At 67.8% G+C, this 15,760-nt stretch carries 16 protein-coding genes; 13 read left to right on the top strand and 3 right to left on the bottom strand.

Annotation, left to right across the window (positions count from 1 at the left end):
• Positions 1-198 precede the first annotated feature (198 nt).
• The gene (locus JQ639_RS22700) at positions 199-1,197 is read right to left on the bottom strand and encodes a LysR family transcriptional regulator (RefSeq protein ID WP_211968507.1); all 999 of its coding nucleotides are present in this window, start codon (positions 1,195-1,197) and stop codon (positions 199-201) included.
• A 100-nt stretch (positions 1,198-1,297) separates the two neighbouring features.
• Here JQ639_RS22700 and JQ639_RS22695 point away from each other — a divergent pair, with 100 nt between their 5' ends.
• From JQ639_RS22695 to JQ639_RS22685, 3 genes are all read left to right on the top strand, one after another.
• Positions 1,298-2,137, top strand: coding sequence for an oxidoreductase (locus tag JQ639_RS22695; RefSeq protein ID WP_211968506.1), 840 nt, complete (start codon positions 1,298-1,300; stop codon positions 2,135-2,137).
• A 340-nt stretch (positions 2,138-2,477) separates the two neighbouring features.
• Positions 2,478-3,461, top strand: coding sequence for an SDR family oxidoreductase (locus JQ639_RS22690; protein WP_211968505.1), 984 nt, complete (start codon positions 2,478-2,480; stop codon positions 3,459-3,461).
• A gap of 355 nt (positions 3,462-3,816) precedes the next feature.
• Entirely contained in the window at positions 3,817-4,095 is a 279-nt protein-coding gene (locus JQ639_RS22685) for a hypothetical protein (RefSeq protein ID WP_211968504.1), read from the top strand.
• 106 nt (positions 4,096-4,201) lie between these two features.
• Here the strand turns inward: JQ639_RS22685 and JQ639_RS22680 are convergent, their stop codons facing one another.
• On the bottom strand, positions 4,202-4,906 hold the full coding sequence (locus JQ639_RS22680) for a sulfite exporter TauE/SafE family protein (protein ID WP_349644585.1): 705 nt from the start codon (positions 4,904-4,906) through the stop codon (positions 4,202-4,204).
• Between the two features lie 195 nt (positions 4,907-5,101).
• On the opposite strand from JQ639_RS22680, the gene JQ639_RS22675 reads away from it, so the two are divergent.
• Positions 5,102-6,109, top strand: coding sequence for an ADP-ribosylglycohydrolase family protein (locus tag JQ639_RS22675; RefSeq protein WP_211968503.1), 1,008 nt, complete (start codon positions 5,102-5,104; stop codon positions 6,107-6,109).
• Positions 6,110-6,200: 91 nt separating this feature from the next.
• Entirely contained in the window at positions 6,201-7,025 is an 825-nt protein-coding gene (locus JQ639_RS22670) for a terminase small subunit-like protein (protein ID WP_211968502.1), read from the top strand.
• 57 nt (positions 7,026-7,082) lie between these two features.
• Here JQ639_RS22670 and JQ639_RS22665 read toward each other — a convergent pair whose 3' ends face one another.
• Positions 7,083-7,982, bottom strand: a complete 900-nt coding sequence (locus tag JQ639_RS22665) for a hypothetical protein (RefSeq protein ID WP_211968501.1) — start codon at positions 7,980-7,982, stop codon at positions 7,083-7,085.
• Positions 7,983-8,027: 45 nt separating this feature from the next.
• Here JQ639_RS22665 and JQ639_RS22660 point away from each other — a divergent pair, with 45 nt between their 5' ends.
• The 8 genes from JQ639_RS22660 to JQ639_RS22625 all read left to right on the top strand — a co-directional run bounded on the left by JQ639_RS22660 (position 8,028) and on the right by JQ639_RS22625 (position 15,520).
• Entirely contained in the window at positions 8,028-8,633 is a 606-nt protein-coding gene (locus JQ639_RS22660; RefSeq protein WP_211968500.1) for a hypothetical protein, read from the top strand.
• 108 nt (positions 8,634-8,741) lie between these two features.
• On the top strand, positions 8,742-8,981 hold the full coding sequence (locus JQ639_RS22655; RefSeq protein WP_211968499.1) for a hypothetical protein: 240 nt from the start codon (positions 8,742-8,744) through the stop codon (positions 8,979-8,981).
• A gap of 257 nt (positions 8,982-9,238) precedes the next feature.
• Positions 9,239-10,702, top strand: coding sequence for an aldehyde dehydrogenase family protein (locus tag JQ639_RS22650; protein WP_211968498.1), 1,464 nt, complete (start codon positions 9,239-9,241; stop codon positions 10,700-10,702).
• A 187-nt stretch (positions 10,703-10,889) separates the two neighbouring features.
• Positions 10,890-11,639, top strand: a complete 750-nt coding sequence (locus JQ639_RS22645) for a glucose 1-dehydrogenase (RefSeq protein WP_211968497.1) — start codon at positions 10,890-10,892, stop codon at positions 11,637-11,639.
• 274 nt (positions 11,640-11,913) lie between these two features.
• Positions 11,914-12,684 (top strand): secretin and TonB N-terminal domain-containing protein, encoded by a 771-nt coding sequence (locus JQ639_RS22640; protein ID WP_211968496.1) that lies wholly within the window; start codon positions 11,914-11,916, stop codon positions 12,682-12,684.
• On the top strand, positions 12,681-13,391 hold the full coding sequence (locus tag JQ639_RS22635; protein WP_211968495.1) for an energy transducer TonB family protein: 711 nt from the start codon (positions 12,681-12,683) through the stop codon (positions 13,389-13,391). Before JQ639_RS22640 ends, JQ639_RS22635 begins: the two co-directional genes overlap by 4 nt.
• Positions 13,392-13,627: 236 nt before the next feature.
• Positions 13,628-14,170, top strand: a complete 543-nt coding sequence (locus JQ639_RS22630) for an RNA polymerase sigma factor (RefSeq protein WP_211968494.1) — start codon at positions 13,628-13,630, stop codon at positions 14,168-14,170.
• A gap of 363 nt (positions 14,171-14,533) precedes the next feature.
• Positions 14,534-15,520 carry a FecR family protein gene (locus JQ639_RS22625; protein ID WP_349644586.1) on the top strand — a complete coding sequence of 329 codons (987 nt, stop codon included), beginning with the start codon at positions 14,534-14,536 and terminating at the stop codon, positions 15,518-15,520.
• The last annotated feature ends 240 nt before the right edge of the window (positions 15,521-15,760 follow it).

The following is a 15,760-nucleotide window of genomic DNA, read 5'->3' as shown; positions in this document are numbered from 1 at the left end:
GGAGCTGGAGAGGTTCGCGGCCGGGTTGATCGGGAGCCCCGGCGTTCCCGAGGGGTGGCCGGGCCTGTCGTTGCCGGTCCGGATGACTGCCCGACGCCAGAGCGTTTTCGAGCGAAGCGGGTAACGGTTGGCGTGAAGAAAACGCGTCGGAACAAGAATCTGGAGCGCGTTTGCAATTCGATCAAAAGAGAACGCGCTCTAGCTTTGGGTGGTTCTGCTCTTGCCGGAGCGCCGCAAGCCGCCGGTCGCCTTTGCGCCGGGTGTCGTGGTGCCAGGGGGCGGCGTTGTCTTTCCCGCCAGCCACGACTTTTGCTCTTCACGCAGCAGGTCGATGAAGGCGCGAAGGCCGGCGGTCATGTGCCGGTGCGGCGGATAGTAGAGGCGCAGTCCGGGGAACGGTGGCGTCCAGTCGTCGAGCACCGCTTTCAGCGTGCCCGCCGCGAGATGGCGGGTCACCCAGAAGTCGCTGAGGAAAGCGAGGCCGAGACCTTCAAGCGCGGCGTCGACCATCAGAAGGTCGTTGTCCAGCGTCAGCCGGCCCGGCACATCCAGCGACATCTCTTCACCGCGTTTCTCGAATTCCCAGCGGTACAGTTTGCCGCCGGGCAGCCGCCGGCGGATGCAGGTATGGGCGAGCAGGTCCGCGGGCGATCGCAACGCGGGCGCGCCGTCGAGATAGGCCGGCGCGCCAACCACGATGAAGCGCGTGTCCGGGCCGCAGGGCACGGCGACCATGTCCTGCGGGACGGCCTCCGCCAGGCGAACGCCGGCGTCGAAACCTTCCGCGACGATGTCGATCGGGCGGCCCTCGATCACCAGCTCGACATTCATGTCGGGATAGCGCCTGAGATAGGTCGCGACCACCGGGCGCAGGATCTGATGCGCGGCGCGCTCCTTCAGATTGATGCGGAGCGTGCCTGTCGGCGTGTCGCGAAACGCGTTGACGTCCTCCATCGCGCCGGCGATCTCCTGCAGCGCCGGCCGGACCCGCGCCAGGAAACGCTCTCCGGCCTCCGACAAGGCGACACTGCGGGTGGTGCGGTTGATCAGGCGGACGCCGAGCCGCGCCTCCAGTCCCGCGATCGCATGGCTGAGCGCCGAAGGTGAAATGCCGAGCTCGGCCGCGGCGGCGCGAAAGCTGCGATGGGCGGAGATCGCCCCCACGGCGTTCAGTTCGAACAGGCCGGTTTCCAGCATTGTGCGATTTCCTTCATCAGGTCATTTCATTTTATCCCGATTGTTGCATCAATCAATCGCCCTATCTTGAGCCGGCAATCGATCAGGAAAGGGACCTGCCATGACAAGACCATCGGCCAAGACATTTCTCATCACCGGCGTATCGTCCGGGTTCGGCCGCGCCCTGGCGGAGGCGGCACTGCGCGATGGCCATGTCGTCGCCGGAACCGTGCGCACGGCCCGCGACAAGGAGACGTTCGAAGCGCTCAGTGAGCGCGCCCATGCGGTGATCCTCGATGTCACCGACACGGCGCGGGTCGCGCCCGTGGTGGCCGGGATCGAAGAGCGCGTCGGAGCGATCGACGTGCTCGTCAACAATGCCGGCTACGGCCATGAGGGCATTCTGGAGGAATCGTCGATCGACGATCTGCGGCGCCAGTTCGAGGTCAATGTGTTCGGCGCCGTGGCGATGATCCAGGCCGTGTTGCCCGCCATGCGCCAGCGTCGTGCCGGGCACATCATCAACATCACGTCGATGGGCGGCATCATCACGTTTCCTGGCCTCAGTTTCTACCACGGCAGCAAGTTCGCGCTGGAGGGCATCTCCGGGGCGCTCGGCAAGGAGGTCCGCGACTTCGGCATCAAGGTCACCGCGATCGAGCCGGGCGGCTTTCGCACCGACTGGGCGGGACGTTCGATGGTGCGGGCGGAGCGGTCGATCGCCGACTACGACGCCATCTTCGAGCCGGTGCGCAAGCGCCGCATGGACATGAGCGGCCGGCAGGTCGGCGATCCGGCGAAGGCGGCGCAGGCGATGCTCAAGGTCGTCATGTCGGACCATCCGCCGGCCAATCTGCTGCTCGGCAGCGACGCCGTCCGGCTGGTCGAGGAGCAGATGACAGCACGGCAGGCGGATTTCGAGGCCTGGAAGACCGTCTCGCTGGCCACCGACGTCACCTGACTTCGCTTCGAAGCGCAGCGCGGGCATCGGCTCCGGCGCGCCCCCAATGAGGCGCATCTCCGCGGGCCGGTATCGGTTGCTCCGGGCTGGCGCGCTTTGGCGGTGGGCCGCCCAGTCCCGCGTTGACCTCGCGCCTTCCATCTGGTCAAACCCTGGTGTCGAAAATGGCTGGCTTGGTCTGGGTAGGCCCAAGCCCTTCTTCGTTCCGCGAGGAAGCTCTGTTCGCGTGCGCAGCACGCGAACCCCCGACAGTCCCGCGCCTTGTGCGCATCCTTGGGTCTGTCCGGTCGCCATGCCGATCCCGCTGCTCCGGCGGACCCTGACTAAAGGAGCAGTGCCGATGTCCAATCCCTTGTCTGGTCTTGTGTCCGGTTTCGAGCCGTCGAAGCCTGTTCTCGTCACCCTCGCCAATGGCGTGCAGGGCGGCGCTGTCGTGCGCGCGGCGCTCGCACGCGGCCTCAGGGTGCGCGCGCTGGTGCGCGATCGCGCCGGGGCGCAGCCGCTCGCCGCACAGGGCGCGGAGATCGCGGTCGGTGATCTCGATGACGCTGCCACGCTGATCGCCGCTTGCGATGGCGCCGGCGCGCTCGTGCTGCAGGTGCCGATCGGCCCGCTGGATATCATGCGGGTGCGGGCGCGGCACGCGCTGGTGGCGGCGCGCGCCGGCGGCGTCGCCGCGCTGGTGCTGAAGCTCGCCAGCGCCAGCCGGCCGGCGCCTTGCGAGGAGCCGAGCTTCGTAGCCAACGCGGCGATGACGGATGATGTGCGCTGTGCGGGCCTGCCGTTCGCGGTGGTGCGGCCGACGATGTATCTCGACAACCTGCTGAAACCCTCTGCGCTCGCCGAGATCGCGACACAGGGCGTGTTCGCCCCGCCGATCGCGGCAGGGCAGCGCATCGCCTGGACCAGCGCGGCCGATTGCGCCGAGGCGGCGGTGATGCTGCTGGTGCGTGGCATGTTCGGCGGCGATCATCGCATCGCGGGGCCGGAGAGTGTCAGCGGCGATGAGCTTGCCCGGCGTATCTCCGATGGCCTCGGCCGCCGCATCGTCTATCGCGCGCAACCGCTCGATGAATTCGAGCGCGAGGTCGACGCGGCCATGGGATTCGGCATGGGCCGCCGTGTTGCATCCAAATTCCGCTTCTTCGCGCAGCACCGTGCGGAAGCCGATGCCATCCTCGCGGGCGCCTTCACGCCGCAGCCGGGGCTCGATGGCTTTGTGCCGCAGCCGATCGCCAGCTGGGTGCGCGCGCATCTGCTCCCGGTGGTGGAACGTGAACGCGGCGGCGTGCACGCGCCGAAGCCTCCGCAACGCAGCCGGTAACACGCGGGCCTTTCGCTGAAGTGCGGATCTCACGCGCCTCCCGCGCCATGGCAGGGAGGCGCGCGAAATGCCTCGATGTTCGGAGAAAGCCCCGATCATGACGAATTGAATCAAATACACCGAATTTTTTGAACCTTTTTTTAGTGAAACTTTCGCGCGATAGGATGAACGCGAGATTGAGCAGGTGCGTGCGCCGCGCGCGGCTGACAATGTAGGCGCGCACACTTCAACGATGTGCGCGTCAGCAGGCGGCAGGGACTGCCGATTACGGTCGACGCCGCGAACATGGGTCTTCAGAGGCAATTTCATGACGGCGAAAAAGAAGCGCGGACAGCGAGCAGCAGCGGATCAGGGCGTGACGGGCAGGCAGACGCCGGCCAACACTTTGTCGTTGCCGGCGCAGCCCGCAGCGCTCGATCAATGGGCGAATATCTTCCACATCCAGAGCAACCGGCTCGGCGTGCGCCTGTGGTTCGGCACCACGCGCGGCGATGCCAGCGACGCGGGCGACATCCGCACCGCCGTGTTCCTGCCCGGCGACATCGGTCGCCTGTTCCTGGCCCATGCCCGCGAGGTGGCTGAAGCGCAGAAGCTCCAGCTCGACGCGACGCCCGGCAAGAGCAGCATCAACTGAGGCAGCCTCAAGCAGGATTGATCATGCCGCGGCATGGCGTCGTCGTGGCGTCGCCCGCATCGCGGCCGGCACGGCGAGGTGTGAGCCCGCCGATCGCGCGGTCGCCTCAGCCGAAACGGCACCACGCCGGCAGCGCTTCCGGCGGCAGCGCGCTCGCGAAGCCGAGCGCGAGGATGGCGCAGCCCATCAGCGTCTGCAGCCGCGGCGAGCGCGCACGGCCGCGCAGCCAGGGCAGGCCGAGGCCGGCGCCCATCACGGGCGCCAGCGTGCCGAGCCCGAATCCGAGCATCACCAGCGCGCCGGACAGCGCGCCACCAGCCAGCATGGCGTAGAACAGCGCCGCATAGACCATGGCGCAGGGAAAGAAGCCCCAGACGCAGCCGGCGGTGAACAGCCCGAGGCGCCGTGCCGGCAGGTTCGCGGCAAGGCGGCCGATGGTGCGGCTGATCACGCCGCCCAGCCGCAGCAGCGGATCGGGCAGCGGCAGCGCGCCGAGCAGCGACAGGCCGATCAGCCCCAGCGACACCGCGGCCGCCCAGCGCAGCACGAGATGGGCGAGCGTGCGGTCGAGTGCGCCGAACATCTGGGTGCCGAGGCCGCCGACCAGCGCGCCGGCGATGACATAGCCGCTGATGCGCCCGGCGTTGATCAGCAGCAGCGGCGCGACAAGGCTGCGCCACGATGGTCCGCCCGGCACGGCGAGGCCCAGGCCTGCCGCGATGCCGCCGCACATGCCGAGGCAATGCAGGCTCGACGCCAGCCCAAGCAGCAGGCCGGCGACAAGTGCGGGTTGGGTGACATCGAACGGCACGGATGCCTCCGGAGGAATTGCGCGACACTGGCCCAAAGACGCCAGGTGGACCTTGCGCTGGGTCAAGGGCGGCCGGCCGATGTACCGTAGCCACGGACCGCCAGAGGCCGCGGCGGTTGCATCGCCCCCGCGCGGTGCGGCAAATTCCGATACGCACGGATGGGGGAGCGGATGCCGGTGTTGTCGCGGGCGGGGATGCGATCGCGGTTTCGCGGCTGCCTGCTCGGCGGCGCCTGTGGCGACGCGCTCGGCGCGCCCGTCGAGTTCCTGTCGCGCAGCGAGATCCTGCAGGCGTTTGGGCCCGGCGGCATTGCCGCATTCGCGCCGGCATTCGACCGCCGCGGCGGTATCACCGACGACACCCAGATGACGCTGTTCACCGCCGAGGGTCTGCTGCGGGGCGCAGCGTCAGGCGCCAGTCCCGCTGCACTGACTCGTGGCGTCGCACAGGCGTATCTGCGCTGGTTGCGCACCCAGGGCGAGATGAACCTCGAAGGGCTCGACGAGGAGCCGGCCGACGGCCTCGCGGCGCTGCCGGAATTGAACATGCGTCGCGGCCCCGGGCGGACGTGCCTAGCGGCGCTCCATGCCATGCGCGACCTCGGCGCTTCTGCCCGCAACGACAGCAAGGGCTGCGGCGGAGTGATGCGCATGGCGCCGGCCGGGCTGTTTGCCGCCGGACGCGCCGCGACGATGACGCCGATGATGACGTTTCGCCTTGGCTGCGATCTCGCCGCGCTGACCCATGGTCATCCCACCGGGGCGTTGCCGGCCGGCGTGCTCGCCGTGCTGGTGCTCGGTCTCGTGCGTGGCGAGGCGATCGAGGTCGCCTTGCGGACGGCGAAGGATTGTCTGCGCCGCGCGCCGCGGCACGACGAGACGCTCGCGGCGATCCTGCGTGCGGAGGAGTTCGCGGCGTCGGGCGAACCGCCGCCAAGCGCCATCGCCATGCTCGGCGGCGGCTGGATCGCCGAGGAAGCGCTGGCGATCGCCCTCTATTGCGCGCTGACCGCCGGCGACTTCGCCGAAGGCGTGCAGATCGCGGTCAACCACGACGGCGATTCCGATTCCACCGGCGCCATCACCGGCAACATCCTCGGCGCGCGATGGGGCGAGGCCGCGATTCCGCCGGACTGGCTGGCCGACCTGGAGGCGCGCGAGATCATCGCGGCGATGGCGGAGGCGTTGCTCGCGGTGGAATGAGACTTCACCGGCGTCTGTTGCCGGGGCCTGCTCGGTCTGTTGCAGGGATGAGCGCGGCGATATCCGGGGTGTTCGGCGCGACCGCTCCGTCATGTCGCGCTTCGCGCATGGGGCTCGATCCCTGGTCATCGTGGGAGCTGGCGGCGAGTTGACCACAGGTGGGCCGGAAGATTTGCCGCGTGACGGCCGATCGGCGATGCTCGGCAGCATCAAGCTGCGGGTGCGCGAACATCGTTCCGTCCACTCCGCCGACGGCTGTGGAGATCGTGGAATGAGGGAGATGCGCCGCAGCCCCGTCTACTCCCGCGCGCTCGCGACACGCATCTGCCGCCTGCTTCGCGCCGGGCAGTCGCTGCGTGCGATCTGCGCTGCGCCGGACATGCCGGGCGAACGCACGGTACGCGACTGGGCTGCGCAGGATCGGGATGGCTTTGCCGCACGCTACCGCGGTGCCGTCAGGCGCAGGGGGCCGGAGAGCCGCTACAGCGCCGCGCTGGCCGCGCGCATCTGTGTGGCGCTCGCCGCCGGCCGGCCGCTGCGCGACATCTGCAGGTCGCCGGGCATGCCGCGCCACACCACGGTGCTGCGCTGGGTGCAGGCCGATGCGCATGGCTTTGCTGCCCGCTATGAGGCGGCCCGAGCGCTCGGCTACCAGCGGCTGTTCGACGAGATCCTGGAAATTGCGGACGACAGCCGTGAAGACTGGCGGCGCGGGTCAGGGGAGAGTGTGGTGCTCGATCCAAACGCTCTCGTCCGCGCTGAACTCAAGATCGCCCGCCGCCGCCATCGTCTCGCTGCGGCGCTGCCGAAAGGTGAAGGCGGGGAGGCGTGCTCACCCGCGATGCCGCCGCGCGACCCGTTGGACGCGGTGATGGACGAGATGGGGCAGCGCTCTGCCGGCCTCGGCGGTGACTGACGGCCGATGGCGCTGGCGTGGGCGCGCTGCCCGAAATCTCTGGCGAGCGCGATGGTCCTATCGCGCCACGCCGCCCGGCAGCTGCTTCACCATTTCGCATTGAGCGTCGCGCCCGGTCTGCTTTTCACGGCTGTCGAACAGCTCCATGCCCTGACGCATCAGGTCTTTGACACGGTCCTCGCCGAGGACCGGCGTGCATTTCCGGACGTCCTCGATCCAGCTCGTGGTGTCATGGCGGAAGTTGCACTGAAACTGCGCCCGGCCGATGACGCCGAAAACCGTGACGATCTGCTCGCAGGTATCGACGCGGCTGTCGGCCCGTGCGACGCCCATGAAGGTTTCGGTCTGCTCGCGGGCTTTCAGCGTGGCTGAAAGCTTGCGGCCATCGCGCAGGATCGCGCGGCAGCTCAGCTCGATATTGCCGCGCGGCTTGCGCTCGAACGCGCACTGGCCGTCGGCCTCGACGCGCTGCTGGTTGATATAGGCGCCGTCGATCCACAGCACACTCGTGCTCTGCCCGGTGGTTTCGAGCTTCTGCCCGGCGAACCCGACGCTGGCGATGTCCTTGGCCACGAAGTTGACGAGGTGGCGGCCATTGCCGAGACGACTGTAGATGGCTCCCTTGGGGCAGCCGATATCGGCCTCGTTGAGAAGGACCTTGCATGGTCCCGGCTGCATGGCGATGGCGGCGTCGCCAACTTGCGTTTGCGCGACCGCTGGCGTGGCGAGACCGCAGGCAAGGATGAGCGTGATCCAGATGCGTGACATGGAAATCATGAAGTGCCCCGAAAGTATCTTGATCAATACATCGCTCTGTAGGGGAACGCGTGCGACAAATCGAGAGCTTCTTGTTACAGGCGACAGGATGACTGAAGAGAAGGGCATTTGAAGGTATCGGAGGGCAGTCTGTCCTGCGGCGCCCGGCCCATCGAACCGATGCCCCGGGATGGGCCACAAAGATCGGGGCGCCGTGATCTCGCGGCGCGGCAGGGGGAGGGAAGAATGCAGGCGGTGACCCGGCGATGGCGCTTCTGGCCGCGATTGTTCGTCTTCATCGTTGCCGGCTTCTTGATCTCCTCCGTCATCACCGCGGTGTTCGCACCCTGGGCGTTCTTTCTCGGCGGCCGCTTTCATTGGCTGCCGATCTGGCAGGGCGTCGGCGTTCTGGAGGCGCCCGGGCATGGCCGTTTCGGTTTGCGTGTGCGGCTCTATCCCAGTCCGCGCGGCACGAAATTCGGCGGCACGTATGTGCGCGGCACCGCCGAGCTGTGTACGCTCGCGGGCGTGACGTTCGCGCTCAACCTGCAGGGCAGCACGGCGGATGCGGTCGGCGCGGACATGAACGGGCACACGCTGTCGCTCGATCTCGCCAACCGGCCGGCCTGGTGGTGGGTCGACGGCCGCTATGAAACATGGCGCCCGCGTCTCGCCCTGCATGGGCGCTGGGTCAATCCGCAGCTGGTGCTCGACGATGGTGGCACATTCGTGCGCGAGTTCGCGGCGGACGGCATGCTGCGTGCGCAGCCCGGCGCGGCGGGCGTGTCGGCGCATGGCGCGCTGCACGAGGGCGGCAGCGCCGACTTCGCGGCCCTGTGCCGGCAGCTGTGAAAGGGACCAGCGCAGCGTAAAGATTCATCGTCAACACAGGTGCCACACACCTACCACCCTTAACCATGCGCCGCGCGCTAAGCCTTCGCCATGTGGAGATGGCGCGCGATGTGGCTGCTGGTTGCGATCGTCCTGGTGGTGGGCGCGCTGTTCGTGCTGAGCGTGCGGGCATGGATCTCGATCCTTGCCCAGGAAACCGATCGCCGTGCCTGCCCCACCTGCAAGGCGCGCATGGTGGTGACGTCGACGCCGGAGACCGAGAGCGGCCTCAGTTGCCAGTGCACGCGCTGCGGCCGCGTCCTGCCGTTCGAGCGTCCGCGCCGCGAGATGTTGAACCGGCCGGGATGATGCCGCCATCGCCCGGTCTCCGACCCATGTTGCGGGTCGTTGCGCTGCAGCGGGAATCTGTTTCCGCGTCAGACGCATAGGAGACGTGCATCGCGTCCCTGCGTGGTTTGACAGCCGTCGGTGAAGCACCGAAAATCGCGGCCTCGTGTCTTCGGCCTGGCCGCGTGCGCGGAACCTGCGGACAGCGCGACGTTCGCGTTCCGCTGCCGTGCCTGCCGCGGCCAGCCCAACAGAACAACCGGCATCAGGACCGCCCCATGAACATGCCCCTCAAGCTGCCGCCCGCCAAAGGCGTCTTCATCAACAACAAGTGGCAGCCGTCGCAGGCCGGCAAGACCGTGCCGCTGCTGGCGCCGGCCACCGGCCAGGTGATCACGACGCTCGCGGCCGGCGATGCCGCCGACATCGATCACGCGGTGGCGGCTGCGCGCCATGCCCTGGAAGAAGGCGCGTGGGGCCGCCTCACCGCCATCGAGCGCGGCCGGCTCCTGATGCGGCTCGCGCGGCTGATCGAGGATCACGCCGACGAACTGACCTTGCTGGAGGCTACCGACACCGGCAAGCCGATGAAGCAGGCCCGCGCCGACGCGGTCGCGCTCGCGCGCTATTTCGAATATTATGGCGCCGCCGCCGACAAGGTGCATGGCGACACCATTCCCTTCCTCGATGGCTATCTCGTCTCGACGCTGTATGAGCCGCTCGGCGTCGTCGGCCACATCATTCCCTGGAATTATCCCGGCCAGATTTTTGGTCGCACCGTCGGTGCATCGCTCGCCATGGGTAACGCCTCGGTGGTGAAGCCGGCGGAAGAAGCCTGTCTCGTGGTGCTGCGCGTCGCCGAACTCGCCGCCGAAGCCGGCTTCCCGGAGGGCGCGCTCAATGTCGTGCCGGGTCTTGGCGAGGAAGCGGGCGCGGCGCTGTCGGCCCATCGCGGCATCGACTTCATCTCGTTCACAGGCAGTCCCGAGGTCGGCACCCTGGTGCAGACCGCGGCGGCGAGGAACCACATCGGCTGCACGCTCGAGCTCGGCGGCAAGTCGCCGCAGATCGTGTTCGCCGATGCCGATCTCGACGCGGCGATGGCGTCGGTGACCCTCGCCATCATCCAGAATGCCGGGCAGACCTGCTCGGCCGGCTCGCGCGTGCTGGTCGAGCGCTCGATCTGGGATCGCGTGCTCGGCGATCTCAAGACACGGTTCGAGAAGCTCCGCGCCGGCACACCGGAAATGGATCTCGACCTTGGCCCGGTGGTCAGCGCCGGCCAGAAGACGCGCATCGCGGCGATGCTGGCGCGCGCCGAAGCCGCCGGCGCCACGGTAGTGGCGCGCGGCGCCATCGCCGATGGTGCGCCGGCCGAGGGCTTCTATGTGCCGCCGGCGCTCTATGCCCATGTCGATCCGAAGTCGGAGCTGGGCCAGCTCGAGGTGTTCGGCCCGGTGCTCGCGGCGATGCCGTTCGACGACGAGGCCGATGCCATCCGCCTTGCCAACGGCACCGACTACGGCCTTGTCGCCGGCGTATGGTCGAAGGACGGCTCGCGCGCGCTGCGTGTCGCGCGCAAGGTCCGCGTCGGCCAGATGTTCGTCAACGGCTACGGCGCCGGCGGCGGCATCGAGCTGCCGTTCGGCGGCATGAAGAAATCCGGCCACGGCCGCGAGAAGGGGTTTGAGGCGCTCTACGAATTCGCGGCGATGAAGACCCTGGTGGTCAAGCACGGCTGAGGCGGCGCCGTTCGTACCTCAGCCTGTGTTCCGTCATCCTGAGGTGCGAGCGTAGCGAGCCTCGAAGGATGGACGGCCAGGAGGCCTTGGGCCGTCGCCCTTCGAGGGCCGCGTTGCGCGCGGCCACATCAGGGTGACGGATCAGTTCATTTGAATTCTGGAAAGATTGACAACAAGGACCAGCAACATGCGACTGCAAGGCAAATCCGCCATCGTCACCGGTGGTGCATCGGGCTTCGGCGAGGAAATCGTCCACGCCTTTGTGCGCGAGGGCGCGGGCGTCGTGATCCTCGATCTCAATGGTGATGGCGCGGCGAAGGTGGCGGCGGCTGCCGGCAAGGACGCGGTCGCGGTCGCCGGCGACGTCACCAAGAAGGCGGATATCGAGCGTGCCGTGCAGCAGGCGGTGTCGTCGTTCGGCAAGCTCGACATTGTCATCAACAATGCCGGCTGGACGTTCCGCAACAAGCCGTTGCTCGAGGTCACCGAGGACGAGTTCGACAAGGTGTTCGCGATCAACGTCAAGTCGATCTACCTGATGACCAATGCCGCGGTGCCGGTGATGAAGCAGCAGAAGTCCGGCCGCATCATCAACATCGGCTCGACCGCCGGCGTGCGGCCGCGGCCGGGGCTGACCTGGTACAACGCCACCAAGGGTGCCGTGAACCTGCTGTCGAAGTCGATGGCGCTCGACCTCGCCCCCGATGGCATCCGCGTCAACTGCATCGCGCCGGTGATCGGCGCCACCGCGCTGCTGGAATCGTTCATGGGTGTGCCGGACACGCCGGAGAACCGGGCGAAGTTCGTCTCCACCATTCCACTGGGCCGGATGTCGAAGCCGTCGGACATCGCCAGCGCCTGCGTGTATCTGGCGAGCGACGAGGCCGAGTTCCTCACCGGCGTGGTGCTGCCGGTCGACGGCGGCCGCACGATTTGATTCTGGCGCGATGGCGGGTGCGGCCTGCCTGCCGTCCGTCCGGGCAGGGATCACCGGCCGACTGATGCCTTTGTGCATCAGGACCGACCACGCGTGTCCGGGATCGGGTCGGTGCCCCGATCCGGTTAGATCACTGTCACAATTCCGATATAAAAGCGGAGCCCGTGGCCCGTCGATCCGATCCCGCGCAGCGAGACAGGAGCGGCGATGGTCATTTCGTGCAACCGGCTGATCGGTCGCAGCTCTTCGCGGGCGCGCCGGCTGAACCAGGGCCATGACCGCATTCGCTTCCTCCGCCGGCACGGCTGCGCCGGGCGTCCGCACTATTATAAAGAGTATGCGACGGCGGCCGGGCCTCGCCATGATCCTGGCTGCGCTCGTGGCCGTGGGCCTGTGTGCCGCCGGGGCGGAGGAGCGGCTTGCGGTCAGCGAGGCGCCGATCGATTTCCATATTCCGGCCCAGCCGCTGGCCAGCGCGCTGCAGGCCTATAGCGAGCGCACCGGGGTCCAGGTGCTCTATGAGAGCACATCGGCGACAGGGCGACGTTCGATCGCCGTCGACGGCGCCTTCACGCCGGCTGATGCGCTCAATCTGCTGCTCACCGGCAGCGACCTGAAAGTGCGTTACATCCGCCCGGACGCCATCACGCTGGCGCCACCGGTGGTCGACAGCAACGAGCCGCCGGCGAGCCCGCTCGCCCCGGCGACGATCGACCTGTCACTGGGGCGGCTGCGGATTCGGACAGGCGATGCCGGCGATGACACCACGCGCTTCCACGATTACAACGAGAGCATCCAGACCGACATCCAGAGGGCGCTGCAGAAGAACAGCCGCACGCGCATCGGCAGCTACCGGGCGGTCCTCGACCTGTGGATCGATCCGTCGCGGACCATCCAGCGCACTGAACTGTTCAAGTCGAGCGGGGATCCCGAGCGCGATGCGGCGGTCGCGTCGGCCTTGCGTGGTCTCGTGATCAGCCGTCCGGCGCCATCGAACACGCCGCAGCCGATTCGCGTCGTCATCGTTGTGAGATCGGCGCAATGAGCGATCCGCGCGACCCGTCCGCCGGGCGAAACCCGCTGAGCGCGACATTCCAGCCGGATGATCCCAGCGCCTGGTCCTCGGGCGAAGTGGCGCGGCTGGTGCTGGCGCCGACGGTCGCGGTGGTGCTGTTCGTCGGCGGGCTGTACTGGGTGCGGTTGCAGGCGCCGGCGGGGACCAGCGGCCGCGATCAGGCCGCAGTGGTGCAGGTGCAGATCATGCCGCGCCCGGACCCTGTGCCGATCCCCGTACCGCTGGCGTCGCAGCCGACGCCGGCGTCGCTGTCCACGCCATCCGAGACGCCGTCAGAGCGCGCCGATCCCGTGGTGACGGACGATCCGGCGTTGGCGCCGCCACCACGGGCGACACCGCCGCTGGATGCGCGCGCACCGAGCCTTCGCCCGGCTCCGGCGGCGGCCGAGGCATCGGCGAATCGCGCTGCGCTGATGTTCCAGCAGGCGTTGTTGCGGCATGTTGCGCGCTTCAAGCGGCGTTATCCCGGATTGCCGCGCGGGTCGGTCGAGGCCGCGTTCACGATGCGGCGCGACGGCACCCTGCTCGGTGTCTGGGTGCGCACCAGCTCCGGGCTGTCAGCGGTCGACAAGGAAGCTATTGAGACAATTCGCCGCGCGCAGCCGCTGCCACCGATTCCATCCGAGCTGCCAGATCGTCTGAATGTCCAGATCGGGCTCGATTTCGACCCGTCGTGACACGGCGGCCAGTCGCGACACTTTAATATAAACCGACGATTGCCTCGCGGCATTTGGGCTTGCGGCGGCGCGCTCGACGATGATGCGATGCATCGGGGAGCGTGTCGCCCGCTCGCCCGCATGGGTGGTACGCAGAGCTGGCATCGGCTCGTCATAAATATGTAGTCCGCTGCGGCTACCACCGTCGCGCTCCCGATTGTATGAGTGCGGGAGTTGCGTGTGGGGGCCCGCGGGACGTGGCTGATATCAACCGAGCGAAGCTGCGCGGCCAGCTCATCGAGAATTATGACGGCCTGGTCCGCAAGCTGACCCGCCGACTCGGTTCGTCCGATTTTGCCTATGAGGCCTTGCACGAGACGTTCGTTCGCCTCGATCGCGTGACCGATCAGGTCGCGGTGCGCAGCCCGGCCGACTACATCTTCCGTACGGCCATCAACATTGCAAAGGATCGGCAGAAGGCACAGAACTATCGCGTCAGTGCCTCCGAGATCGATGCGCTGCTCGATGTCAGCGACGATTGCCCGGATCCGGCCCGCGTGGTCGAGGCGCGTTCGGAGATCGATGGCTTCAAGCGCGCGCTGGAGGCGCTTCCGTCGCGCCCGCGCGAAGTCCTGCGCAGCATCGCTGTCGAAGGGGCGTCGCCTCAGGCGGTGGCCACGCGGTTGCAGGTCAGTCTGCGCACCGTTGAAAACGATTTGAAAACGGCTTTGCAGCATTGTGCGGATTGTCTCGACCATCCATTGACCCGGCGTCTCGGCGGTCCGCGTCCCCGGTCCTGACGGGATATATTGCGTAACATTCGCGGCGGGCATTTTGGCCCGTCTGTCATGAAACGAGCTCTCGGGCGTCGATCGGCCTCCGCGGAAGAGGCTGGCGACGAATCGATGTCGAAATTTTAACTTCCCCCCGATTTTTCTTCGGGATAGGGGGACTTCAGTCGTCTATCAAAGAGAGGTCCGCGCGATGGAACATCGTGCGGCCGGGATTCAAGCGGGGGTTTCGGGGGGAATGACCAGACGAGGCGACGCGACGCGTCAGCAGGGTCTGCCGGTGCAGGAGCGGTGCGCATTGCGCCACCGATTCGCGCCGCGGCCGTGGCGTCGTTCGGCTTCGGTCTCCCGCGGTCGCATGAGTGGTCGATCGTGACAGAGCCGCTGCGCCCCTCCGACCGCGATCCCCTGCTGGACGAAGCGCTCGCTTGGATCGTCCGTCTGAAGACGGGCGAGCCGACGCGCGCCGACGTGACCGCCCTGCAGCGCTGGCGCGAGCAGGATCCGGCCCACGAGGCGGCGTTCAAGGCCGCGGCGCGGCTCTATCGCAATGCCGGCCTTGCAGCGCAGGAGTTGTCGAGCGAAGCCGCATCGCGTGCTGGTGTCGTGTCCCTGGCAGCGCGTCCGCGCCGGGTCATGACGCGTCGGGCCATCCTTGGTGGCGCTTCTGCCGCCGCTGCGGCGAGTTACATGGTCGTACATCCGCCGCTCGGCCTGTGGCCATCGCTCGAGGAGCTGTCGGCCGACTATCGCACCGGCAAGGGCGAGCAGCGGCGGGTCGCCGTCTCGCCGGACGTCTCGCTGGAATTGAATACGCAGACCAGCATCGCCCTGCGCACGGCGCCGGACGAGACGCGAATTTCGCTGATTTCGGGCGAGGCATCGGTGGCAGCCAAGCTTGCGCCGTCGAAATCGCTGGTGATGCTCGCCGGCGATGGCCGGATCGCGGCGTCGCAGGCCGATTTCAACGCGCGCTGTCTCGACGGCGTCGTCACGGTGGCGTGCCTCGGGGGCGCCCTCACGGTCAGTCAGGGTGGCAAGTCGGTCGAGCTCCGCAAGGCGGAGCAGGTGACCTATTCCAGTGCCGGTCTCGAGGCGGCCGCGCCGGCCGATGCGGCGCAGGTAGCGGCCTGGCAGGCCGGCCTCCTGGTCGTGCGGGATCGTCCGCTCGCCAGTGTGGTCGACGAAGTCAATCGCTATCGCAGCGGCAAGATCATCATCACCAGCCGCGATCTCCGCCAGCGGATGGTCAACGGCACGTTCCAGCTTGATCGGCTGGACCACTTCGTCGCGCAGGTCGAGCAGCTGTTCGGCGCGCGCGTGACCTCTCTGCCCGGCGGCGTGGTGCTGCTCAGCTGAGCCCGCGCGCCGGTTTGCCGCCGTTCGCGCACTGATTTGCCAACAAGTTCCTAAAAATCGTCTCACCCGCGACAAAAGTTTTGCGGGTTAGCTTTCGCCCGGTCGTCTGTTCATTGAGGGCGCGTGGTCGCGGCGGTTTGGCCGCGTAGGCGCGCGCCCGCAAGAAGCGAGCGGACGTCGGTGCGAAGTCAGTTGAACGATCGAAATGGCGGGTCTCGGGTGCGGGGCGGCGCGGTGCTG

Origin of the sequence: Bradyrhizobium sp. U87765 SZCCT0048, from assembly GCF_018131225.1 — a bacterium.
In the GTDB taxonomy this organism is placed as follows: domain Bacteria; phylum Pseudomonadota; class Alphaproteobacteria; order Rhizobiales; family Xanthobacteraceae; genus Bradyrhizobium_A.
This window is presented reverse-complemented; position numbering and strand designations above follow the sequence as displayed.

Excerpts from the sequence above, each read along its gene's own strand:
- JQ639_RS22700 (WP_211968507.1), bottom strand. The coding sequence starts at position 1,197 with ATGCTGGAAACCGGCCTGTTCGAACTGAACGCCGTGGGGGCGATCTCC.
- JQ639_RS22695 (WP_211968506.1), top strand. The coding sequence starts at position 1,298 with ATGACAAGACCATCGGCCAAGACATTTCTCATCACCGGCGTATCGTCC.
- JQ639_RS22690 (WP_211968505.1), top strand. The coding sequence starts at position 2,478 with ATGTCCAATCCCTTGTCTGGTCTTGTGTCCGGTTTCGAGCCGTCGAAG.
- JQ639_RS22675 (WP_211968503.1), top strand. The coding sequence starts at position 5,102 with ATGCGATCGCGGTTTCGCGGCTGCCTGCTCGGCGGCGCCTGTGGCGAC.
- JQ639_RS22670 (WP_211968502.1), top strand. The coding sequence starts at position 6,201 with ATGTCGCGCTTCGCGCATGGGGCTCGATCCCTGGTCATCGTGGGAGCT.
- JQ639_RS22660 (WP_211968500.1), top strand. The coding sequence starts at position 8,028 with ATGCAGGCGGTGACCCGGCGATGGCGCTTCTGGCCGCGATTGTTCGTC.
- JQ639_RS22655 (WP_211968499.1), top strand. The coding sequence starts at position 8,742 with ATGTGGCTGCTGGTTGCGATCGTCCTGGTGGTGGGCGCGCTGTTCGTG.
- JQ639_RS22650 (WP_211968498.1), top strand. The coding sequence starts at position 9,239 with ATGAACATGCCCCTCAAGCTGCCGCCCGCCAAAGGCGTCTTCATCAAC.
- JQ639_RS22645 (WP_211968497.1), top strand. The coding sequence starts at position 10,890 with ATGCGACTGCAAGGCAAATCCGCCATCGTCACCGGTGGTGCATCGGGC.
- JQ639_RS22640 (WP_211968496.1), top strand. The coding sequence starts at position 11,914 with ATGACCGCATTCGCTTCCTCCGCCGGCACGGCTGCGCCGGGCGTCCGC.
- JQ639_RS22635 (WP_211968495.1), top strand. The coding sequence starts at position 12,681 with ATGAGCGATCCGCGCGACCCGTCCGCCGGGCGAAACCCGCTGAGCGCG.